Origin of the sequence: Rhodoferax ferrireducens, assembly GCF_003347515.1 — a bacterium.
GTDB lineage: Bacteria > Pseudomonadota > Gammaproteobacteria > Burkholderiales > Burkholderiaceae_C > Rhodoferax.
The window spans coordinates 93,884-112,453 of sequence record NZ_QEII01000297.1 but is presented as its reverse complement, the minus strand read 5'-3'; the positions used below and the strand labels follow the sequence as shown (position 1 = coordinate 112,453).

Annotated in this window: 25 protein-coding genes; 8 read left to right on the top strand and 17 right to left on the bottom strand. The window is 61.8% G+C overall.

Features of this window, described 5'->3' with window-relative positions:
• Nucleotides 1-8: 8 nt before the first annotated feature.
• The 17 genes from C5P05_RS19750 to nifA all read right to left on the bottom strand — a co-directional run bounded on the left by C5P05_RS19750 (nt 9) and on the right by nifA (nt 11,756).
• Entirely contained in the window at nt 9-1,175 is a 1,167-nt protein-coding gene (locus C5P05_RS19750) for a DegT/DnrJ/EryC1/StrS family aminotransferase (RefSeq protein WP_114971545.1), read from the bottom strand.
• Nucleotides 1,176-1,177: 2 nt separating this feature from the next.
• On the bottom strand, nt 1,178-1,438 hold the full coding sequence (locus C5P05_RS19745; protein ID WP_114971544.1) for a hypothetical protein: 261 nt from the start codon (nt 1,436-1,438) through the stop codon (nt 1,178-1,180).
• A 2-nt stretch (nt 1,439-1,440) separates the two neighbouring features.
• Nucleotides 1,441-1,668, bottom strand: a complete 228-nt coding sequence (gene nifT / locus C5P05_RS19740; RefSeq protein WP_114971681.1) for a putative nitrogen fixation protein NifT — start codon at nt 1,666-1,668, stop codon at nt 1,441-1,443.
• Nucleotides 1,669-1,710: 42 nt separating this feature from the next.
• Nucleotides 1,711-2,859, bottom strand: a complete 1,149-nt coding sequence (locus C5P05_RS19735; protein WP_114971543.1) for a cysteine desulfurase family protein — start codon at nt 2,857-2,859, stop codon at nt 1,711-1,713.
• Nucleotides 2,860-2,879: 20 nt separating this feature from the next.
• A complete protein-coding gene (locus C5P05_RS19730; protein WP_114971542.1) occupies nt 2,880-3,227 on the bottom strand; it encodes a hypothetical protein in 348 nt (115 codons plus the stop codon).
• A gap of 2 nt (nt 3,228-3,229) precedes the next feature.
• A complete protein-coding gene (locus C5P05_RS19725) occupies nt 3,230-3,508 on the bottom strand; it encodes a nitrogen fixation protein NifZ (RefSeq protein WP_114971680.1) in 279 nt (92 codons plus the stop codon).
• Nucleotides 3,509-3,513: 5 nt separating this feature from the next.
• Nucleotides 3,514-3,876, bottom strand: coding sequence for a nitrogen fixation protein NifZ (locus tag C5P05_RS19720; protein WP_114971541.1), 363 nt, complete (start codon nt 3,874-3,876; stop codon nt 3,514-3,516).
• Complete coding sequence (locus tag C5P05_RS19715; protein ID WP_114971679.1) at nt 3,869-4,699, bottom strand: 4Fe4S-binding leucine-rich repeat protein; 831 nt, start codon at nt 4,697-4,699, stop codon at nt 3,869-3,871. The genes C5P05_RS19720 and C5P05_RS19715 overlap by 8 nt, the downstream gene beginning before the upstream one ends.
• Nucleotides 4,699-5,268, bottom strand: coding sequence for a hypothetical protein (locus C5P05_RS19710; RefSeq protein ID WP_114971540.1), 570 nt, complete (start codon nt 5,266-5,268; stop codon nt 4,699-4,701). Before C5P05_RS19710 ends, C5P05_RS19715 begins: the two co-directional genes overlap by 1 nt.
• Nucleotides 5,269-5,285: 17 nt before the next feature.
• Nucleotides 5,286-5,693 carry a HesB/IscA family protein gene (locus C5P05_RS19705; protein ID WP_114971539.1) on the bottom strand — a complete coding sequence of 136 codons (408 nt, stop codon included), beginning with the start codon at nt 5,691-5,693 and terminating at the stop codon, nt 5,286-5,288.
• 28 nt (nt 5,694-5,721) lie between these two features.
• Nucleotides 5,722-5,916: a 4Fe-4S dicluster domain-containing protein gene (locus C5P05_RS19700; RefSeq protein WP_114971538.1), complete on the bottom strand. Its 195-nt coding sequence runs from the start codon at nt 5,914-5,916 to the stop codon at nt 5,722-5,724.
• A 38-nt stretch (nt 5,917-5,954) separates the two neighbouring features.
• The gene (gene nifB, locus C5P05_RS19695) at nt 5,955-7,550 is read right to left on the bottom strand and encodes a nitrogenase cofactor biosynthesis protein NifB (RefSeq protein ID WP_114971678.1); all 1,596 of its coding nucleotides are present in this window, start codon (nt 7,548-7,550) and stop codon (nt 5,955-5,957) included.
• A 127-nt stretch (nt 7,551-7,677) separates the two neighbouring features.
• On the bottom strand, nt 7,678-8,133 hold the full coding sequence (locus C5P05_RS19690; RefSeq protein WP_198674796.1) for a hypothetical protein: 456 nt from the start codon (nt 8,131-8,133) through the stop codon (nt 7,678-7,680).
• Nucleotides 8,134-8,266: 133 nt separating this feature from the next.
• A complete protein-coding gene (locus C5P05_RS33790; protein WP_157979401.1) occupies nt 8,267-8,566 on the bottom strand; it encodes a hypothetical protein in 300 nt (99 codons plus the stop codon).
• 30 nt (nt 8,567-8,596) lie between these two features.
• On the bottom strand, nt 8,597-9,070 hold the full coding sequence (locus C5P05_RS19685; protein WP_114971537.1) for a methyltransferase family protein: 474 nt from the start codon (nt 9,068-9,070) through the stop codon (nt 8,597-8,599).
• A gap of 127 nt (nt 9,071-9,197) precedes the next feature.
• Nucleotides 9,198-9,683 (bottom strand): SRPBCC domain-containing protein, encoded by a 486-nt coding sequence (locus C5P05_RS19680; protein ID WP_114971536.1) that lies wholly within the window; start codon nt 9,681-9,683, stop codon nt 9,198-9,200.
• Nucleotides 9,684-10,049: 366 nt separating this feature from the next.
• Nucleotides 10,050-11,756: a nif-specific transcriptional activator NifA gene (gene nifA / locus C5P05_RS19675; protein ID WP_114971535.1), complete on the bottom strand. Its 1,707-nt coding sequence runs from the start codon at nt 11,754-11,756 to the stop codon at nt 10,050-10,052.
• Nucleotides 11,757-12,090: 334 nt separating this feature from the next.
• Between nifA and C5P05_RS19670 the strand changes: the two genes are divergently transcribed.
• From C5P05_RS19670 to C5P05_RS19635, 8 genes are all read left to right on the top strand, one after another.
• On the top strand, nt 12,091-13,335 hold the full coding sequence (locus tag C5P05_RS19670) for an IscS subfamily cysteine desulfurase (RefSeq protein ID WP_114971534.1): 1,245 nt from the start codon (nt 12,091-12,093) through the stop codon (nt 13,333-13,335).
• A gap of 50 nt (nt 13,336-13,385) precedes the next feature.
• Entirely contained in the window at nt 13,386-13,820 is a 435-nt protein-coding gene (gene iscU, locus C5P05_RS19665; protein WP_114971533.1) for a Fe-S cluster assembly scaffold IscU, read from the top strand.
• Between the two features lie 94 nt (nt 13,821-13,914).
• Nucleotides 13,915-14,247 carry an iron-sulfur cluster insertion protein ErpA gene (gene erpA, locus C5P05_RS19660; RefSeq protein WP_420130764.1) on the top strand — a complete coding sequence of 111 codons (333 nt, stop codon included), beginning with the start codon at nt 13,915-13,917 and terminating at the stop codon, nt 14,245-14,247.
• Between the two features lie 11 nt (nt 14,248-14,258).
• The gene (iscA, locus tag C5P05_RS19655) at nt 14,259-14,582 is read left to right on the top strand and encodes an iron-sulfur cluster assembly protein IscA (RefSeq protein WP_114971531.1); all 324 of its coding nucleotides are present in this window, start codon (nt 14,259-14,261) and stop codon (nt 14,580-14,582) included.
• 37 nt (nt 14,583-14,619) lie between these two features.
• Nucleotides 14,620-16,494 carry a Fe-S protein assembly chaperone HscA gene (hscA, locus tag C5P05_RS19650; RefSeq protein WP_114971530.1) on the top strand — a complete coding sequence of 625 codons (1,875 nt, stop codon included), beginning with the start codon at nt 14,620-14,622 and terminating at the stop codon, nt 16,492-16,494.
• A 48-nt stretch (nt 16,495-16,542) separates the two neighbouring features.
• Nucleotides 16,543-16,878: an ISC system 2Fe-2S type ferredoxin gene (gene fdx, locus C5P05_RS19645; protein WP_114971529.1), complete on the top strand. Its 336-nt coding sequence runs from the start codon at nt 16,543-16,545 to the stop codon at nt 16,876-16,878.
• A 345-nt stretch (nt 16,879-17,223) separates the two neighbouring features.
• Nucleotides 17,224-17,943, top strand: a complete 720-nt coding sequence (locus tag C5P05_RS19640) for a CPBP family intramembrane glutamic endopeptidase (RefSeq protein WP_114971528.1) — start codon at nt 17,224-17,226, stop codon at nt 17,941-17,943.
• Nucleotides 17,944-17,981: 38 nt separating this feature from the next.
• Nucleotides 17,982-18,464: a cupin domain-containing protein gene (locus tag C5P05_RS19635; protein ID WP_114971527.1), complete on the top strand. Its 483-nt coding sequence runs from the start codon at nt 17,982-17,984 to the stop codon at nt 18,462-18,464.
• Nucleotides 18,465-18,570 lie beyond the last annotated feature (106 nt).

Here is an 18,570-nt window from a genome sequence, read left to right as displayed (position 1 = left end):
TCTGGTCCTTAAAGGTAAATAGCCGCCCCGGCACCCACGTTGGTCGCGGTGTCCTTGAGCGTTGTGACGATGTACTTGACCTGGATTTCATCAAGCTGGGTGTGCAGCGGCAGCGCCAACGCGCGGTCAGCGATGCGGTCGGTGTCGCGCAGCAGTTGGCCGCGTTGGCGGCCGATGCCATCGCCTGTGTTCATGTAGAAAAACTGCTGGTGCAGCGGATGGCTGTAGGCGACGGTTTCGATGCCAGACGAGTGCAGGTCGTCGATCATCTGGGCCCGGGAACTGCCCGAAAAACGTTTGCCCAGGTGCACCACATAAAGCATCCAGTGCACTTCGTCCACGTCCTCGCTGATGTAGGGCGGCTTGACGCCTTCAAAACTCTGCATGTGCTCCTGGTACCAGGCCACCACCTCCAGACGCTGGGCCAGACGTTCATCCAGACCGGCCAGCTGGGCCAGGCCCAGTGCGGCGGTGAGCTCGCTCATGCCGGCCTGCAGGGGCACCCGGGAGCCGACCGAGACCGAGTTGCGGTCAGCAATGCGACGCTGGCGCAGGTAACGCAGCTCATGCACCAGTTCATCGTCATCGGTGACCAGCATGCCGCCTTCGCCGGTGCACAGGGCCGAGGGCGCCGAGAAATCGAACACCGAAACGTCGCCGAAAGTGCCCACGGTTTGGCCCTTGTAGCGCGAGCCCAGGGCCTCGCTGCTGTCTTCAATGAGCGCCAATTCATGCGCATCGGCCAAGGCGCGCAACGGCTCCCAGTCGGCCGGGTGGCCGTTGGTGTTGCCGGCCAGGATGGCGCGGGTACGGGGGCTGATCTTGAGTGCGGCTTTTTCGGGGCTCAGGCTGCCGGTCCAGTAGTTGATGTCGGCGAACACCGGCGTGGCGCCGGTCAAGGTGATGGCTTGTGCCACCTGGTGCCAGGCGTGTGAGGTGCAGATGACCTCGTCGCCGGGGCCAATGCCCATGGCGCGCAGTGCAATCCAGACACCGAGCGTGCCACTGCCGACGGCCACCGCGTGCTTGCGTCCGACCCAGCCGGCAAAGGCTTGTTCAAACGATTCAAGCATGGGGCCGTCGCCCCAGCGCGTCGACTGCAGCACGGCACAGACGAGCTCAATCTCGCGGCCACCGCACTCGGGTTCAAACAGGGAGATGGCATCGATTTCCATGGTCAGTCCTGCGTGAGAATCAGCGCCGTCGCTTCTTCAGGTTGTTCGGTGATGGACCAGCAATGGCCGTTGGAGGTGGCCAGGTAGACCCGGCGCGAGCCCAGCCACTGGGCCGGGGTTTCATCGCGCATGTCCATCGCGTCCACCAGCACAACGCGCAGGGCCGGGTCGCGCGCCCGCAGAATCGACGCCGCGTCGCACAAGGTGGACGCGGCACCGATCACTTCACAAGCGCTGCGCAGATAGTCAGGGGTGAGTGCCATGATTAATCTCCAGCGTCCTCAGTCAGCGGCATGCGACGCGCTTCTACCGTGATGGGCAGTGGCGTGTCGGCGGGCATGGCCGGCAGATCGAACTGCCAGCCGTTGCCCAGTGTCACAAGACCGCCCCACATGCCGGGGTTGACCATGGAAACAATGGGTTCCTCCAGATCTTTTTTGGGCACATAACCAGTCAAGGTGCCCTTGCTGTCTTTGCGGATCATCAGTTTCATCATCGGCTCCTGTGGGGTGTAAACATGGGTTCAAGGTTCGCTTTAAGGAGCAGTCAATATTTCTTCATGCAGCAGCGGCGCCAACAAGGGCGGCAGCGCATTCAACAGGTAGCTCACGTCTTCAAGGGTGCTGGTGCGGCCCAGCGACAGGCGTACGGCGGCCAGCGCTTCTTCGGCCGGCACACCCATGGCCGTCAGCACATGCGAGGGTTCACTGCCGCCGGAGGAGCAGGCCGCGCCGCTGGATGCCGCCACGCCCAGGCGCTCCAGGCGCTGCAACACCACATCAACCGACAGTTGGCCAAAGCGCAGATAACTGGTGCCGGGCAGGCGGGCCACGTTTTGGCACCAGATGTGGGTGTCTGGCAGTGCGCGGGCTAGTCCGCTTTCAAGCGTGTCGCGCAGCATGGTTAAACGCGCGGCCTCCAGGCCGATATCACCCAACAGCTCCAGCGCCGCCGCCAATCCGACGATCCCGGCCAGGTTCTCGGTACCGCCGCGCCGACCGCGTTCCTGGCTGCCCAGCGTTTGCGGTGCAAAAGGGATGCCTTGGCGCAACAACAGCGCGCCCACGCCCTTGGGGCCCTGCAGCTTGTGGGCCGACAGCGACACCGCGTCCGCACCCAAGCTGGAAAAATTAAACGGCAGCTTGCCGATGAACTGGGTGGCGTCCACATGCAACAGCGCCCCGGCGGCCTGCGTGAGTGCCGCGACCTCATTCACCGGCATCAGCACGCCGGTCTCGTTATTGGCCGCCATGAGCGAGACCAGGGCCACGTCCGGGCCAATCAGCGCTTTTGCCGCCGGCAGATCGAGCGTGCCGTTCGCCAGCACGGGCATGAAGTCCACTTGAACACCGCTGTCGGCAAGCGCACGCGCCAGGCGCAAGTGGCCCGCATGCTCAACACTGCTGAACACGACGCGACGACGGCCGGGAGCGGCCATGGCGAGCAGCCCGCGCACCGCCATGTGGTTGGATTCGGTGGCGCCGCTGGTAAAGATGACTTCGACCGGTTTGCAGCCCAATACGCGTGCCACGGTGGCGCGCGCAGTGCCTAACGCGCGCTTGGCCTCCTGCCCCGGCCCGTGCTGCGACGAGCTGTTGGCCCACAGGTTGGACAGCACCGGCAGCATGGCCGCGATGACCGCAGGTGCGGGCGGCGTGGTGGCGTTGTGGTCGAGGTAAATCATGGTGATGGCCGCGATGCAGTTCAGGGCCAGAACTGGCGTTCGTCGTCGACACACAGCAGGTCCAGCAAGACGTCCAGCGGCTCATCCTGAAAGCGCGAGACCCACGTGTTGTTGACATGGTCACGCGCACACAGGCACCAGTTGCCTCCTGTATGTGGGATCAGCAACGCGATATCGATCAGGCCGCCACTGGGGTCCACATTGCGCGAGCAGCACGGGCTTTGGATGCGAAAGTTCTCACCCTCACGCAACACGAGCGGCTGCACATAGCGGTAGCGCACGCGCTCCCGCAGCGCCCGCTCCAGGCGGTGCTGCATCAGGTCCCGCACCTGGCCGCTGGCTGGTGCAGTCACAGCAGCAGCCGTCATGTTCACATCAGCTCCCCAGTCTCGGGCAGCAGGCCATGCGGCGCGGGAACCAGTTCAATTTCCAGGCAGCCGACCACGCAGCCCTCGAACTGCACCAGGTACACCGGTTCGTTCAAGTCTTGCGCATGGCCGATGTTGACGATTTCGCCGATCGAGCCGCGTGCGGCCAGCATCGCGTCCACCGGGCGCTCGGGGTAGCTGCCGTCGTTCACCAGGTCGTCCAGCGCAATGACGCGCTGGCCCCAGGCATAAGCAGGTTCACGGGGTTCGATACCGGTCATTGCATTCATGGCTTCTCCTCAAGTGGCGTGGCGTTTCCGAGTCCTTGCAGCGCGGCGGATTTACCCCCCAGCTGCTCCAGCACGTCGTCGGGCAGGTTGTCCAGCGTGCAAAGCTCCTTGGCGCGCATGCCGACGCGGTGGCCGGAATCGACGAAGTCCACCGCGTAGATGTAGAACTGCTGCAGAAAGGTATTGATGTTGATGACGTAACCGATCTCACCCTTGTTCACCAGCACCTCGCCGATGTCTTTGCCGTTGTAGGTGCCGTCGTTACGCACCACCGAACGCGCCACCACCCGCTCGCCGTAGCTGAAGCGGGGCGGGGAGGCCAGTTCGATCACATCATCGTCGCGGTTGATATCAGCCATGGGCACCTCCAATCCGGGTTATTTCACGCGCCTGCCGTTCTCGTACGGTCTGGCGCACTTCCTCATCTTCGTCATTACGCAGCGTGTCCAGCGTGGCGGCATCGGCGCGTTGCGCCACTTCCCAGCGCACGCGCCAGTCGGCATCACTGGCCAGGCGCGACAGCAGCGGCGCGGGCAGGCGCTCGGCCACAATGCGGCGCACCTCCGGCGCGCTGTCGTCCGCCATGCGCAAGAGCGCAGGCATCTCCAGGCGCTGTGCGACGCGCATGCGCACGGCGCGGTCAGCGTCCGTCGCCATGGTCGGCAATATGGCGAGCGGCAGACGCAGCGCGACCAGCTCACGCACGCCGTAATCCGGGTCATCCCGTAGCGCTGCCAGTGCGATGGGTGCGAGGCGCTGCGCGACACGGATGCGCACCTCGCGGTGGGGGTCCTTGGCCAGCCGTATCAGTTGCGCCAGTGGCAGGCGCAGCGCGATCTGCAGGCGCACCGTTTCATCCGGGTCGTCAATCAAGGTGGGCAGGCGAAACACGCTGGCGTGGCGCGCGGCGATGGCCCGCACCTCAAAATAGGCATGGGTCAGTTGTTCATCGCCCCGTGCCGGATGCCAGCGGAAAAAGCGGTCAATGCGTAGCGCATAAACATCCTGCATACAGGCATGGCCGGGTTCGCAACCCTGCTCGCCGGGCAGTGCACGCAGATCGATGTAGCAGCAATTGCCGCAGTTGACCGGCCCGCCCTGCCAGTGCTGCGACGGGATGTCGCCCGCCGGCGCGCGCAGATTGCCAACGCGCGGGGTGGGGGTGATGACGGCGGCGTTCATCATGCGCGCGGCCCGGTGCCGCTCCAGCCGCGTACCGGGTAGGCCGTTCCGGTTTCAGTGTCATCCCCCTTTTCGTGGCGAACGAGGACGTGCGACAGCAAGGCGCCGCCAACACGGTCTTGCGGGTCAAGCCGGCGCAATTCACCCAGCATCAGGCGTGCCTCGTCCAGGTCGCCCAGGCGCAGGTTCAGATAAGCCAGGCCTTTCAGTGTGAACAGATAAAAGCGCACGGCAGCGTCGTGGCGTGCCGCGTCGTCGCAGGGCGCCTCATCGCCAAAATTGGAGCCCAAGGCAGTGCGCGCAATGGCCAGCGCATCTTCGGCCACGGCGCGGGCCTGGGTCAATTGGTGGCCATAGAAGTAAAAGCGATAGAGCGCGATCAAAGGCGACGGGTGGCTTGGCGCAGCGGCGCGAGCCTGCTGCAGCAAGGGCAGCGCCTCCAGCGGACGATGGCGCAGCAGCCCGGCTTGCTGAATCAGCGCCTCCACTTGCGGGCTCAAGCCCCCGCCGAGGGCGCTGGCGGCAAAGGCCGACCAGTCGTCATCAAAGCCAGGGTTGATCGCATCCATGGTGATGCCTGCTTTGCTCAGGAGGCCAGAATGGGCGCAGCCGGACGGCCGCGACCAATGGCGCTGATTTCGATCTTGGTCACGCCGACCTTGGGCGCCGTCTCGGCAGTGCTGCAAGCACAGGCTTCCTTGTTCGGGTCGATGAAGGACAGGCCCGACTGGGTGGCGGTCTCGGTGAAGTCAATCGTGATGCCTTGTAGCATCAAGCGGCTCTCGGCACCCAGAAACAGGCGTACGCCACCGACCTCCAGCAATTGCTCGCCCGCCGCCGGCGCGGCTTCGGCGCTGAACTCGGACGAGTAGCCGGAGCAGCCGCCCGGGGTCACGGCCAGGCGCAAGCCCGCGCCGGCGGGCAGACCGGAGAAACGCACGATGCGGTTGATGAACTTCGCCGCGGCGGGGGTGATGGTGACGTTGGGCAACATGATGTTGAAGGTCTCTGGTGATGAAGGGTCAGGCTTTGACGATGCAGCCGTCGACGGGGCACACGGCGATGCACTGGGGTTCGTCAAAGTGACCCTCGCAGTCGGTGCACTTTTTGACGTCAATGACGTAGGTGCCATTTTTTTCGCGGATGGCGACGTTAGGGCATTCCGGCTCGCAGGCGGAACAAGCGGTGCAGGTGGACGCGATGATTTTGAGTGGCATGGTGGCTCTCCTTTATGGTGGGTAATAGATGTGTAACTTCAGGCTGCTTCGGCAACGCTGGTAAAAGCGCCCTGACGAATCTGGGCGTCACCGCGGTTCTGGTGCGTTACCGCGCCGCTGGCGACACGACTGCGGTAGTCGTTGAACCAGCTCAACGCGGCTTTTTCAATGAACTCGCCCACATACTGATCGACGGCTTCGATGCCAGCTGCGGTGAGGTCGTCTTTCGGGCAGGCGCCAATCTTGGCCACCAGTACCGCGTGACAGTCGTTGATGGCGCGCACGACCGAGGGCAGTTGTTCGTCGTCACCCTCGCCGCCCTGGCAATACTGGTCGACCCGGCGGTGGCCCACAAACAGCGCCTCCGTAGAGGAGACCTGGAACACCTGAAATTCGGTGACATGACCAAAGTGCTCGTTGACACGACCGCCACCCTTGGTGGCCACAGCGACCAGGACCTGGAGGTCGTCGCCGACCGTCATTGCGCTGGCTGTGGCCAATGCTTCCTGCTTGGCGGCATGCTGGGCCTGGCGTTCGACTTCGACCTTGTCCTGGTAGGTCTTGCGCTTGTCGAGGTCATAGACGACTTCCATCTGCTCCAGCTTGTCCATGGTGAACTCTTCGCTGCGGTCTTCACCCAGCAGGCCAACGGCATCGGCACGGCACTGGCGGCAGTGGCGCATCAGGTTGGCGCCGCCCATGCAGGCGTCCTGCACCGCCTTGAGCTCGGAAGCCGACGGGCCGCGCTGGCCGGTCAGGCCGAACACGGTGCCGTGCTCCGCTTCGGAGATCAGGGGCATGATGTTGTGCAGGAAGGCGCCGCGCTTCTTCACCTCGCGGTTCACTTCGATCAGGTGTTCGTCGTTGATGCCGGGGATCAGCACCGAGTTGATCTTGGTCAGCACGCCGCGCGCGGTGAGCATCTCCAAGCCCTTCATCTGCTGCTCGTGCAGGATCTTGGAGGCTTCGTAGCCGGTGACACGCTTGTGGTTCCAGAAGATCCAGGGATAGATCTTTTCGCCCACCGCCGGGTCCACCATGTTGATGGTGATAGTCACGTGGTCGATGTTGTACTGGCAGATTTCATCGACCAGCTCCGGCAATGCCAAGCCGTTGGTGGACATGCACAGCTTGATGTCAGGCGCCTGCTCCTGCAACATGCGGAAGGTGTCGAAAGTCTTTTTCGGGTTGGCCAGTGCATCACCGGGGCCGGCGATGCCTAGCACCGTCATCTGCGGAATCTCGCTGGCTACGGCCACGACCTTCTTGACGGCCTGCTCGGGCGTGAGTTTCTGCGAGACCACGCCGGGGCGCGACTCGTTGCTGCAGTCGTACTTGCGATTGCAGTAGTTGCACTGGATGTTGCAGGCCGGCGCGACGGCAACGTGCATGCGGGCGTAGTGGTGGTGGGCTTCTTCGGAGTAGCAAGGGTGGTTCTTGACCTTGTCCCAGATCTCTTGCGGCATGTCGTCCGGGCCGGCTGACGTTCCGCAAGTGGCCTTGCTTTCGTCATCGAGCGTATCGCAGCCACCACTGCTTTTCGGCAGTTCGAGTGCGGCCCCAAGTGATTTGATCTGGCCGATACTGACATAAGTCGTAGCTGGCAATGAACCGGTGTTTGCGCTTGCGTGCATGGAAACCCTTTTCGCGACCGACCATGGCCGCATAAGGGTTCTATAGCTATATTCATGCCACCCGAAAACCGGTGGTTTTGCCTTGGCTTTGTAGCATGTGGCACACAGGCGTTGCCGGGATGCCGCGCTATTTCAGGGTCTGCTGTCCGTGATGCGACAAAGATGACAAAGGTGGTCGGGCAGCTGAAGCGCCTGGCTGGGCGTGCACCACGCGATTGATTCTCTTGAGAACCAAGACGACAAGCAGGAACGCGGCGCAAGCCCCGAATGAGACGAGTTGTTCCGAGCGATTGGGCGGCACGATGAGAACGAAGCCATGCCCCTTGATCAGGGATGAAAAGCTGGATACGCAGAATGGCATGAGAAATAGGCGAATGGTTTGCCAACGATCGGCGACGCGAAGGGCTTGACCACCAACGCTCAGGACGAGCGCGATGCCGATGACGGCACTGATACCGAGAGAGTTGAGCCAAATTGCTGGCGACGGATCAAAGTGGTTGACCACCGTGACGAGATACCAGATGAGATAGCACCAGAGCACAATCTTGGCGGTTCCCAAGGAGGCAAAGTATTTGAGTGGCATCTGGACGTAATGCTCTATAGTGCCCAACGTTGGCGATGAGTGGAAGACAACGGCGCACTCACTGTTGAAGAATGGCGGCAGTGTAGGTCGCCGTTGGTGGTCCATTCGATCAACAGGTTAACTGGTCGTGGCGTCATGGTGAACCGAAGAAGTGAAGGGACAGCACACCAATGCACAAGAGCGCAAGCACAGCGCCTAGAACCCGAAAACCCCAACCCGCAACAATCGCGTAACGGGGTGTAGATGTGCCATCGGGATTGTTAAAGCTGCCCGGTAGATCATCTTCAAAAGTTGCCACCCATCCGTTGATGAGGATTGCACCGGCAACGATCAAGAATGACCACCAGAAACCTATTTCTGAAATCGCAGCAAGGCCCGCTGCGAGTAAAGCGATTGCCGCTAACCAGATTGTTGGCCAAAGGACCTTTTTCATGCCAGTTAACGTTTGAGTTAGGTCGCTGCGTCACAGCCAACGACGAACCTTCGAGGCATAGCTACTGTAGCCTTCACCGAACTTTGCTTTGAGGTAACGCTCTTCTCGTAGGATTACGCCCCACTGAGTTGCCGCGACGGCCGGAATGACCGACACCAACACCCAGAGCGACGAGGTTGCGAACGCGACGCCGATGAGCAGGAGCGTGAGGGACAAGTACGTTGGATTGCGACTGAGGCGGAACGCTCCGGTTGTGACAATCCTGGTGGTGGACTTCCGTGCATCGAAAGCTGTGTGCGCTTGAGCGAGGGCCTTGAATGCTGAGGCCACTATGGCTACGGCGACTGCGATGAAGGCAGCCCCTAGCCAAGCACTGATCGGAAACGACAGCAATTGGGTTGGTGCAATTTGCTCCGCTGCAAGCCCGATGGCGAGGGCTGCGCCGTACAGGACAGGAGCGGGTGCAATCACACCTGCGTTGTCTTTGGAATCGGTGGAGTGCATGTGGGTAATTGAGCGACCTAACGTCGGCGCTGTCGGGCACGCAGCATGCGCCGTGAAGCGGCAACCTGCTGCTGCGTGTCCGTGACGAGCAACAGGTTATGCAGCACTCGCGCCCAAAGCACACGATTCACGCTTGATCTCTGGAAAAGTAGTTGACCAGGCTATCCAGTGAACCATTGTTTCCGGTCTCAGTTCCCTTGATCATGTCCTGACCAATGAATGACGCAACTTGGCTGGTGCTTCGTAGCTTTGTTCTGCTGCCAGATTGCGCAAGTTCAAGAGTAATAAGTGAAGCGCAGAGGCGCTTTCCATCCATCGAGATCGTCTCGCTGGAGACAATTCTACGATCTGGGATGATTTCAAGGTAGCGGGTAGTACCGTGAATGTTGGGGTTAGATTTAGAGCCGCAACGGTAACGATCCTCGCCTCCTTCTCGAAAATCTTCTTGGTCATAGATGATGGTGGCGGTGTCTGATGGCGCACTCCACTCCGACCGAATTTTTGCGTTTTCGAAAGCTGCAAATACCTTCTCGACGGTCGTGGGAACCTCGCGCTCGAACACCAATGTTGCATGGGTCACGCGTTCAGTCTGCTGGGAATCTTCAAAAGACATATGAACTCTCCGAATCAGGTTTGTGTTGCATAACGTAATGTATACCGCAAAACCTGCGGGATAAACTGGTCATGAATTCCTCCTGAGAACGGCTGGCAGCCTTGGTTTTGGCGGTTTTTTCAAACTTTCATACAGGTATAAAGAATTCGACAAACACCGCTGATTGTTTTCAGTCGATTCTAGGCGTCAAACAGCCTGAATCCGGAATTGGGCGAGGTTGCCGAAAGACCACTCCCACTGCGAAGCTACCTTGATCCTGCCACCCACCAATGCCGGCGATGAAACTATGAACCCCAGGCTTTCCGCTCGTAGAACACGACCCCGACCCGCTGAATATGGGCATCGAGTTCGGGGTGTCACGCGGTTTCAAAACTTTCTGACTTCAATCCCGTTCTTTTGCAGCGCGTAGCCCATCTGGCGTGGCGATATTTTCAGCAGGCGCGCGGCCTTGGCCTGAACCCAGCCGCAGCGCTCCATGGCCCAGACCAGGCGATCACGTTCGCCGTCGGGCTTGCCGTCGTCGGGCACCACGGCGTCATCATGGTCGACCGTAGCGGCGTCATCGGCGACCGCAACCGAGGCTGGTGTGACATCGGCCGGGAATGGCGGTGCGGCCTCATGATGAGGGTGCGCCGGTGCCATTGGCACTTCGGTGATGGGAATATCGGCCAGACGGGCAGGGCGCACCGCATCTTCGCGGTCGATGTGGTGCAGCACCTGGGTCAGGCAGCGGTTGCCCTGGCACGGAAAGGCCAGGTCGGTGATGACGTCGTCATGCGCCATGGTGGCGGTGCGCTCCACGCAGTTTTCCAGCTCCCGCACATTGCCGGGCCAGTAGCAGCTGGCGAGCACGCGCATGGCGGCCGGGCTGAATTGCGTGGTGCGCACATTTTCCTGGTTGAAACGCTCCAGAAAATGCTGCGCCATGGCCGGGATGTCCTCGCGCCGTTCGCGCAACGGCGGCAGCTGGATGCTGACCACGTTGATACGGTAGTAGAGATCGGCGCGGAACTCGCCGGCCTGCACCATGCGTTCCAGGTTGCGATTGGTGGCAAGAATCAGGCGCACGTCCACCTTCACCACGGCCGTGCCGCCAACGCGCTCGAACTCACGCTCCTGCAGCACGCGCAGCAGCTTGGCCTGGAAGGAGGCCGAGATGTCGCCGATTTCGTCGAGGAACAAGGTGCCGCCGTGCGACAGCTCGAAGCGGCCCTTGCGTTGCCCCAGTGCGCCGGTGTAGGCGCCTTTTTCGTGGCCGAACAATTCGCTCTCCAGCAGCGACTCGGTCAGCGCGGCGCAATTGACCCGCACGAAGGCCTCGCGCTTGCGCGGCGAAAGGTTATGAATGGCGCGCGCAATCACTTCCTTGCCGGTGCCGCTCTCGCCGCGCAGCAGCACGGTGGTGCGGGCCGGTGCGACCTGATGGACCTGGTCGAAAACTTCCTGCATCGGTGCGGAGACGCCCACCACCTGATCAATCTGCTGGCTGGGCTTGAGCATCTTGTCCTTGCGGCGCACCTCATCCTGCATGGTGTTGTGCGCGGCGCTGACGCTGCGGTGCAAGAGCAGCGCCTGCCCCATCAGCGTGGCCACCATTTTCAGTAACTGCAGGTCGTCCGAGAAGCCGCGGCGCTCGCCGGGGTTGAGGCAATCAATGGCCAACACACCGATGGTTCGGCGGTCGGCGCGAATGGGGGTGACCAGCATGGCCACGGGCACGCCCGGGGTCTGGTCGGCGCCACCGGTGCGATTGAGGAACAGCGGCTCGGCGTGCACGTCGGGCACAATGACCTGGATGCCGTTGGCGTAGACGCGCCCGACGATGCCTTCGCCGGACTGGAACTGCAGGCGTTGCTGTTCCTCGCGTGTGAGGCCGACGGCGCACATGCCGCGCAGCCGGCCCTCGGGTTCGCCCAGCACCACAAAGGCGCGCCGCCAGTCGAAGGCGTGCAACAGGTAGTTCAAGGCTTCGCGAAAGGTCTTGTCAACGTCCAGCGAAGTGGCCAGCGTCTTGCTGACTTCATAAATCGCGTTGAGCTCGCGGCGAGCTTCCGTCATTTGTGTGTTCACCATGTAGAGCCCCAGTTGTGTGCAACATCGGGCCTGCTACATCAAATTACACCGCGCCCGGACACTGGTACGCACCAGGAATGGGACACAGCGACTGTGCAACGGCCTCTGGGCGTAATTCGTGCAAGAAACGTACCAAAAATACCCAAAGCGACACAACGGACGCGACTGAAACATGCTGTTACCGACAAACGAGACAAGGTCGTTGGGACATGCGATGCCGCTCGCTCACAAAAGCAACAATCGTTGCGACGAGAGCCTTGATTGATGCGACAAAACGCATGGCACCGAAATTGCGGTAGGAAGGGTGACCTACCTCTTTTCTCAGGAGCCAGCCATGACGGACCCTAGCCTCGACAAAGCCCATTTCCGCGCCGCCCCCCCTGTGTACCTCGACTACGCGGCGACCACACCGGTAGATCGGCGCGTGGCGAGCAAGATGATTCCCTATTTGACGGAAATCTATGGCAACCCCGCCAGCCGCTCCCATGCCTACGGCTGGGCCGCCGACGAGGCCGTGGAGCTGGCCCGTGAGCAGGTTTGTTCACTGATCAACGCCGACCCGCGCGAGATCGCCTGGACCTCGGGCGCCACCGAGTCGAACAACCTGGCCATCAAAGGCGCCGCCCATTTCTACAAAGGCAAGGGCAAGCACCTGATCACGCTGGCGACCGAGCACAAGGCGGTGCTGGACAGCATGCGTGAGCTGGAGCGCGAGGGCTTTGAGGTCACCGTGTTGTCGGTGCTGCCCAGCGGGCTGCTCGATCTGGCGGTGTTTGAAGCCGCGTTGCGCCCCGACACCATCCTGGCCTCGGTGATGTTCGTCAACAACGAAACCGGCGTCATTCAGGACGTGGCTGCCATCGGTGCCATTTGCCGCGCCAAGGGCGTGCTGTTTCATGTCGATGCCGCGCAGGCAGCGGGCAAGGTCGCCATTGATCTGGATCAATTGCCGATCGACATGATGTCGCTGTCGGCGCACAAAATCTACGGTCCCAAAGGCGTTGGCGCACTCTACGTGCGGCGCAAACCCCGCGTGCGCATCGAAGCGCAGATGCATGGTGGTGGCCACGAGCGTGGCATGCGCTCGGGCACCTTGCCCACGCACCAGATCGTCGGCATGGGCGAGGCCTTCTGGCTGGCGCGCGAAAACATGGTGGCTGACAATGCCCGCATCAGCGCGCTGCGCGACCGGCTCTGGGCCGGCTTCCAGAAGATGGACGCGGTCGTGGTCAACGGCGACGAACAACACCGGGCCGTGCACTACCTGAATGCCAGCTTCAACTACGTCGAGGGCGAGTCGCTTTTGATGGGGATCAAGGGCGTGGCCGTGTCCTCGGGTTCGGCCTGCACCTCGGCCAGTCTGGAGCCCAGCTATGTGCTGCGCGCCATGGGCCGCAGCGACGAGCTGGCCCACAGCTCGGTGCGCTTCTCCATCGGCCGCTTCACGACGGTTGAAGACATTGATTTCACGATCGAACAAGTCACCCAGGTTGTCACCAAACTGCGCGCCATGAGCCCGCTGTGGGACATGGTGCAGGCCGGCGTCGATCTCAACTCCATCCAGTGGTCAGAACACTGAGTCCCGGCTCAACCAGCCCGTCCACCCCCACACCCGATACGGAGAACTCCATGGCATACAGTGACAAGGTCGTTGACCACTACGAAAACCCACGCAACGTCGGCGCCTTCGAGGCCGGCGACGACAGCATCGGCACCGGCATGGTGGGCGCGCCTGCCTGCGGTGATGTGATGCGGCTGCAGATCCGCGTTAATGCCCAAGGCGTGATCGAGGACGCCAAGTTCAAGACCTACGGCTGCGGCTCGGCCATCGCGTCGAGTTCGCTGGTCACGGAATGGGTGCGTGGGCGCACGCTGGACGAGGCGCTGGCCATCAAGAACGCCGACATCGCTGAAGAGCTGGCCCTGCCGCCCGTCAAGATTCATTGCTCGATCCTGGCCGAAGACGCCATCAAGGCCGCGGTCGCCGACTTCCGTTCGCGCCACCCCGCCGGCGGCGGCACCCTGGTCTCCGAACAGCCCGCCTGCGCCTCCAGCACGCGTTGAGTCTCCCCCCATCCACCGCCACACCGCATACCCAACCAAGGAATTCAAAATGGAAGCAGCTCTGACCATTGCCAGTCCCACCCTGCCCGGCGTCATGCCCAGCCAGCTGGAATTCACCCCCTCGGCCGCCGCCAAAGTGGCCGACTTGATCGTGGAGGAGGGCAACCCCAACCTCAAGCTGCGCTTGTACGTCACCGGTGGCGGCTGCTCGGGTTTCTCTTACGGTTTTGCCTTTGACGATCAGGTCGCCGAAGACGATACGCAAATCGTCACCGAAGGGGTTGCCCTGGTGGTGGATGCCATGAGCCTGCAGTACGTGTTGGGTGCCCGGGTTGACTTTGAGGATGGCCTGGAAGGCTCGCGCTTTGTCATTCAAAACCCCAATGCCCAGACCACCTGTGGCTGCGGCAGTTCTTTCTCTGTTTAGGAGGTGATGTCATGAGTGTGTCCTTGACTCCTGCGGCGGCGCGCCACGTCGAGAAATCCCTGGCCAAACGCGGCAGCGGCATCGGCCTGCGCCTGGCGGTCAAGACCAGCGGCTGTAACGGCTTTGCCTACGCACTCGAATTCGTCGATGCGGCCAACGCCGATGACGAATGCTTCGAGACTCACGGCGTGAAAGTCATCGTCGACCCGCGCAGCCTGGGCATGCTGGCCGGCACCGAACTCGACTTCGTGCGCGAAGGCCTGAACGAAGGCTTCAAGTTCAACAACCCGAACGCCAAAGCCAACTGCGGCTGTGGCGAGAGCTTCGCCGTCTAAAGACATGACCCCCACGCTCCTCACCTAAGGTCCCAACATGGCACTACTGCAAATCGCCGAACCCGGTCAGAGCGCCGCGCCGCACCAGCACCGGCTGGCCGCTGGCATCGACCTGGGCACCACCAACTCGCTGATCGCCACCGTGCAGAGCGCCGTGGCGCGTGCGCTGCCGGACGAGGACGGTGCCATGTTGCTGCCCTCGGTCGTGCGTTATCTGCCAGGCAACGGCATTGTGGTGGGCCGCGAGGCACAGGAGAGCCAGGCTGAAGATCCTGAAAACACCATCGTCTCGGTCAAACGTTTCATGGGCCGCAGCCTGGCGGATTTGAAAGGCTCGGCTGGTTTGCCCTATCGCTTTACCGATGCCCCCGGCATGGTCGGCATCACGACCATCTCCGGCGAGCGCTCGCCGGTGCAGGTTTCGGCTGAAATCCTGACCGCCTTGCGCGAACGCGCCGAAGTCTCGCTCGGTGGCCCGCTCGCCGGCGTCGTGATCACCGTGCCCGCGTACTTCGACGACGCGCAGCGCCAGGCCACCAAGGACGCCGCGCGTCTGGCCGGCCTCACCGTCTTGCGCCTGCTCAACGAGCCCACCGCTGCAGCCATTGCCTACGGACTGGACAAAGCGGCGGAAGGCACGTTTGCCATTTACGACCTGGGCGGCGGCACTTTTGATATCTCCATCCTCAGTCTGACCAAGGGCGTGTTTGAGGTCTTGTCCACTGGCGGTGATTCGGCCCTGGGCGGCGACGACTTCGACCACGCCATCGCCGAGTGGTTCTGTACGCAGCATGGCATTGACGGCCTGGCCGCCTTGCCACCGGGTTCCCAGCGCAGTCTGCTGGCCGCGTCCCGCGCGGCGAAAGAGGCGCTGTCGCAGCATGAGACTTCGGTCCTGTCCCTCACCCATGCCGACGGCAAGGCGCAACTGGCCATCCTGTCGCGCGCCCAGTTTGCCGAACTTGGCGCCATGCTGATCGCCCGCACCATGGGCGCCACGAAGCGCGCGCTGCGCGATGCCAAACTGAGCACTGCCGACATCACCGGCGTGGTGCTGGTGGGCGGCTCCACCCGCATGCCGATCGCCCGCGATGCCGTGCGCGAATTCTTCGGCCGCGAGCCACTCGTCGACATCGACCCGGACCAGGTGGTCGCGCTTGGCGCCGCCTTGCAGGCCAATGTGCTGGCCGGCAACAGCAGCGGCGACGAATGGCTGTTGCTCGATGTCTGTCCGCTGTCACTCGGCATCGAGACCATGGGCGGCCTGGTCGAGAAGATCATCCCGCGCAACTCAACGCTGCCGATGGCACGTGCCCAGGAATTCACCACCTTCAAGGACGGCCAAACCGCGATGTCGCTGCATGTGGTGCAGGGTGAACGCGAGACCGTCGCCAACTGCCGTTCCCTCGCACGTTTCGAGCTGCGCGGTATTCCTCCGGCGGTTGCGGGCTCGGTGCACATCCGCGTCAGTTTCCAGATTGATGCCGACGGATTGCTCTCGGTTACGGCGCGTGAACAAGCCAGCGGCATCGAGGCCCACATCGAGGTCAAACCTTCGTATGGCCTGGCCGACACGCAAATATCGGCCATGCTGCAGGATGCCATTGGCTCGTCGAAAGAAGACATGCTGCTGCGCTCCTTGCGCGAGGCCCAGGTCGATGCACGGCGCATGCTCGATGCCACCGAAGCCGCACTGCACACGGACGCCGCGCTGCTGTCGGCGGTAGAACTAAGCGCCATTCGCAAGGCCATGTTTGTTGTCGGCGACATGCTGGAAACAGAGGCGCCGGTGGAAGAGCTGCGTCTCGCGACGGTCGCACTCGGCGCCGTCACCGATGAATTCGCCGCGCGGCGCATGAACGCCTCCATCCGTCAGGCCCTCGCCGGCCAGACCATGGACAGCCTGGCCTGAGTCTATTCCTCGCGCCGGTTCCTCGTCCCAAACCTACCAAGCTCTCACATGCCGCACATTCACCTACTGCCTCACCCCGACTTGTGCCCCGAAGGCCGCGACTTCGAAGTCAAGCGCGGTGCCTCGCTGTGCGAGAGTCTGCTTACCGCTGGTGTGGCGATTGAGCATGCCTGTGAGATGGTGGCGGCGTGTGCCACCTGCCATGTGTACGTGCGAGAAGGCGGCGCCTCGCTGAAAGAACCGGACGACGAAGAGAACGACCAGCTCGACCACGCCTGGGGCCTGGAAGCGCAGTCGCGGCTGGCCTGTTGCGTCAAGCTCAAAGATACCGACATCACGGTGGAGTTTCCGCGCCACACGCGCAACCATGCGCGGGAGCATTGAGGGCTCATTCCGCGTTCCCGCTGCACAAACCCGTCATGGGCCTGTCATGGGCCTGTCATTGGACCGTCATTGCGAGCGCAGCGCGGCAATCCAGGCGCCACGGATCGCTCCTGCCGCCAGCGTCCATCACGTTGCAGTCCAAACAGATCCTCTTCATATTTTCATGAAGCAAAGTGGCCTCTATCCCTTATGGATAGTTCGCAAGCAGCTATAAAAATAGCAGCATATCCGTCTCCCAAGCGCTGCAAGACCTCAACCGTCATACGGTAGGTTTTGCCACCAAGACATTGGCAGGGATGGCCGGGCTATAGTGGTTCAGTCCAATTTTTGTTAGGTTTTCATTCCATGCCCATTCAATTGCTCACGACCATCCCCCGCAAAGCATGGTTGTTGCTTACAGCGGGGCCAGCGTTGTTCCTGTTGGGCATTGTTAGTGCCTCGATATGGATGAGTGTCCGAGGAGTTCCAGAATCACAAATACCAGAACGTGTCGCTGCGCTGGTGCCACATATCTTGCTTGGGATGCTGGTGGGCCTTTCGCTTCTCTTGACACGCTTCGCACCTCAAGTCAAAGCCGCGTGGCTGCTGCCTGAATTCAGCAAAGCATTTTTGGATGTCGCTGTCGGTTTGCTTGCTGGGGCTCTATTGGCCATCTTGTATCTGTATTGGTTGGCCCCATTACTTGAAACTTTGCAGCGCACGGTCGGTGACTTCGTTCCTCCCGGGGCAGTACTACCCGCCGTTTCGAGCAGCATAGTTCTATTTTTCATTGCAAATGTTCTGCTGGCGCCACTGGTCGAAGAAACCCTGTACCGGGGCGTTGCCCTCCCGCTCCTCGCCACGCACCTCGGCACGCTTGGGGCAGTGATGCTCACCTGCGCATTCTTTGGTCTTCTGCATTGGGCGGGTGGCTTCTGGTACATGCTGCTAACCGGCGTTGTAGCCGGCGGTACGTTTGTTGGTTTGTATTATTGGCGAGGCGGTGTTCTCGCACCCTTCATCGCACATTTGGCATTGAATCTCATCGAGTTTATATATGCACGGCAGGCACACAACCAAGCCTGACTCAGCGTTAAAACGGCCATCAACACCCCGGAGTCTCCATGCCGAATACCGAGTTCCCCGCCGCCATCTTTGCCCTGGATGCAGCACCCCGAACCAAGCCCTCCAACTACCCAGAGCCGTTTGCATCGCGCATGGCGGGCCGGGAGAAACGACCGCTGGGTGACATCTTCGGTTTGTCGAACTTCGGCGTGAACCTGACGCGCCTCGTTCCGGGCGCAGGCTCTGCCCTTCTCCACGCCCACACGAAGCAAGACGAATTTTTGTACATCCTGGAGGGACACCCGGTGCTCATCGCGGACCAAGGCGAGACACCGCTTTCTCCGGGCATGTGCGCGGGCTTCAAAGCCGGTACGGGGAACGCGCATCAACTCGTGAACCGGACCAACACCGATGTTCTTTATCTCGAAGTCGGCGACCGCAGCGCTGGCGATGCCGCGACCTACCCGGACGACGACTTGCAAGCCGCATTGGGGAATGACGGGAAATGGCAGTACGCACACAAGAATGGAACGCCTTATTGAAGCGCAGGGCGTGCGCAGTTTCATAAAATCCGCCTCTCGCCCTGTTGGCAGTCTGGTGACTTGCCTGGCTTCTGAATATGGTGCAACCCAAAGAACCGAGGAGACC

Bases quoted from the DNA above. Each gene is read 5' to 3' on its own strand.
- C5P05_RS19750 (WP_114971545.1), bottom strand. From the start codon at position 1,175: ATGGAAATCGATGCCATCTCCCTGTTTGAACCCGAGTGCGGTGGCCGC.
- C5P05_RS19745 (WP_114971544.1), bottom strand. From the start codon at position 1,438: ATGGCACTCACCCCTGACTATCTGCGCAGCGCTTGTGAAGTGATCGGT.
- nifT (WP_114971681.1), bottom strand. From the start codon at position 1,668: ATGAAACTGATGATCCGCAAAGACAGCAAGGGCACCTTGACTGGTTAT.
- C5P05_RS19735 (WP_114971543.1), bottom strand. From the start codon at position 2,859: ATGATTTACCTCGACCACAACGCCACCACGCCGCCCGCACCTGCGGTC.
- C5P05_RS19730 (WP_114971542.1), bottom strand. From the start codon at position 3,227: ATGACGGCTGCTGCTGTGACTGCACCAGCCAGCGGCCAGGTGCGGGAC.
- C5P05_RS19725 (WP_114971680.1), bottom strand. From the start codon at position 3,508: ATGACCGGTATCGAACCCCGTGAACCTGCTTATGCCTGGGGCCAGCGC.
- C5P05_RS19720 (WP_114971541.1), bottom strand. From the start codon at position 3,876: ATGGCTGATATCAACCGCGACGATGATGTGATCGAACTGGCCTCCCCG.
- C5P05_RS19715 (WP_114971679.1), bottom strand. From the start codon at position 4,699: ATGAACGCCGCCGTCATCACCCCCACCCCGCGCGTTGGCAATCTGCGC.
- C5P05_RS19710 (WP_114971540.1), bottom strand. From the start codon at position 5,268: ATGGATGCGATCAACCCTGGCTTTGATGACGACTGGTCGGCCTTTGCC.
- C5P05_RS19705 (WP_114971539.1), bottom strand. From the start codon at position 5,693: ATGTTGCCCAACGTCACCATCACCCCCGCCGCGGCGAAGTTCATCAAC.
- C5P05_RS19700 (WP_114971538.1), bottom strand. From the start codon at position 5,916: ATGCCACTCAAAATCATCGCGTCCACCTGCACCGCTTGTTCCGCCTGC.
- nifB (WP_114971678.1), bottom strand. From the start codon at position 7,550: ATGCACGCAAGCGCAAACACCGGTTCATTGCCAGCTACGACTTATGTC.
- C5P05_RS19690 (WP_198674796.1), bottom strand. From the start codon at position 8,133: ATGCCACTCAAATACTTTGCCTCCTTGGGAACCGCCAAGATTGTGCTC.
- C5P05_RS33790 (WP_157979401.1), bottom strand. From the start codon at position 8,566: ATGAAAAAGGTCCTTTGGCCAACAATCTGGTTAGCGGCAATCGCTTTA.
- C5P05_RS19685 (WP_114971537.1), bottom strand. From the start codon at position 9,070: ATGCACTCCACCGATTCCAAAGACAACGCAGGTGTGATTGCACCCGCT.
- C5P05_RS19680 (WP_114971536.1), bottom strand. From the start codon at position 9,683: ATGTCTTTTGAAGATTCCCAGCAGACTGAACGCGTGACCCATGCAACA.
- nifA (WP_114971535.1), bottom strand. From the start codon at position 11,756: ATGGTGAACACACAAATGACGGAAGCTCGCCGCGAGCTCAACGCGATT.
- C5P05_RS19670 (WP_114971534.1), top strand. From the start codon at position 12,091: ATGACGGACCCTAGCCTCGACAAAGCCCATTTCCGCGCCGCCCCCCCT.
- iscU (WP_114971533.1), top strand. From the start codon at position 13,386: ATGGCATACAGTGACAAGGTCGTTGACCACTACGAAAACCCACGCAAC.
- erpA (WP_420130764.1), top strand. From the start codon at position 13,915: ATGCCCAGCCAGCTGGAATTCACCCCCTCGGCCGCCGCCAAAGTGGCC.
- iscA (WP_114971531.1), top strand. From the start codon at position 14,259: ATGAGTGTGTCCTTGACTCCTGCGGCGGCGCGCCACGTCGAGAAATCC.
- hscA (WP_114971530.1), top strand. From the start codon at position 14,620: ATGGCACTACTGCAAATCGCCGAACCCGGTCAGAGCGCCGCGCCGCAC.
- fdx (WP_114971529.1), top strand. From the start codon at position 16,543: ATGCCGCACATTCACCTACTGCCTCACCCCGACTTGTGCCCCGAAGGC.
- C5P05_RS19640 (WP_114971528.1), top strand. From the start codon at position 17,224: ATGCCCATTCAATTGCTCACGACCATCCCCCGCAAAGCATGGTTGTTG.
- C5P05_RS19635 (WP_114971527.1), top strand. From the start codon at position 17,982: ATGCCGAATACCGAGTTCCCCGCCGCCATCTTTGCCCTGGATGCAGCA.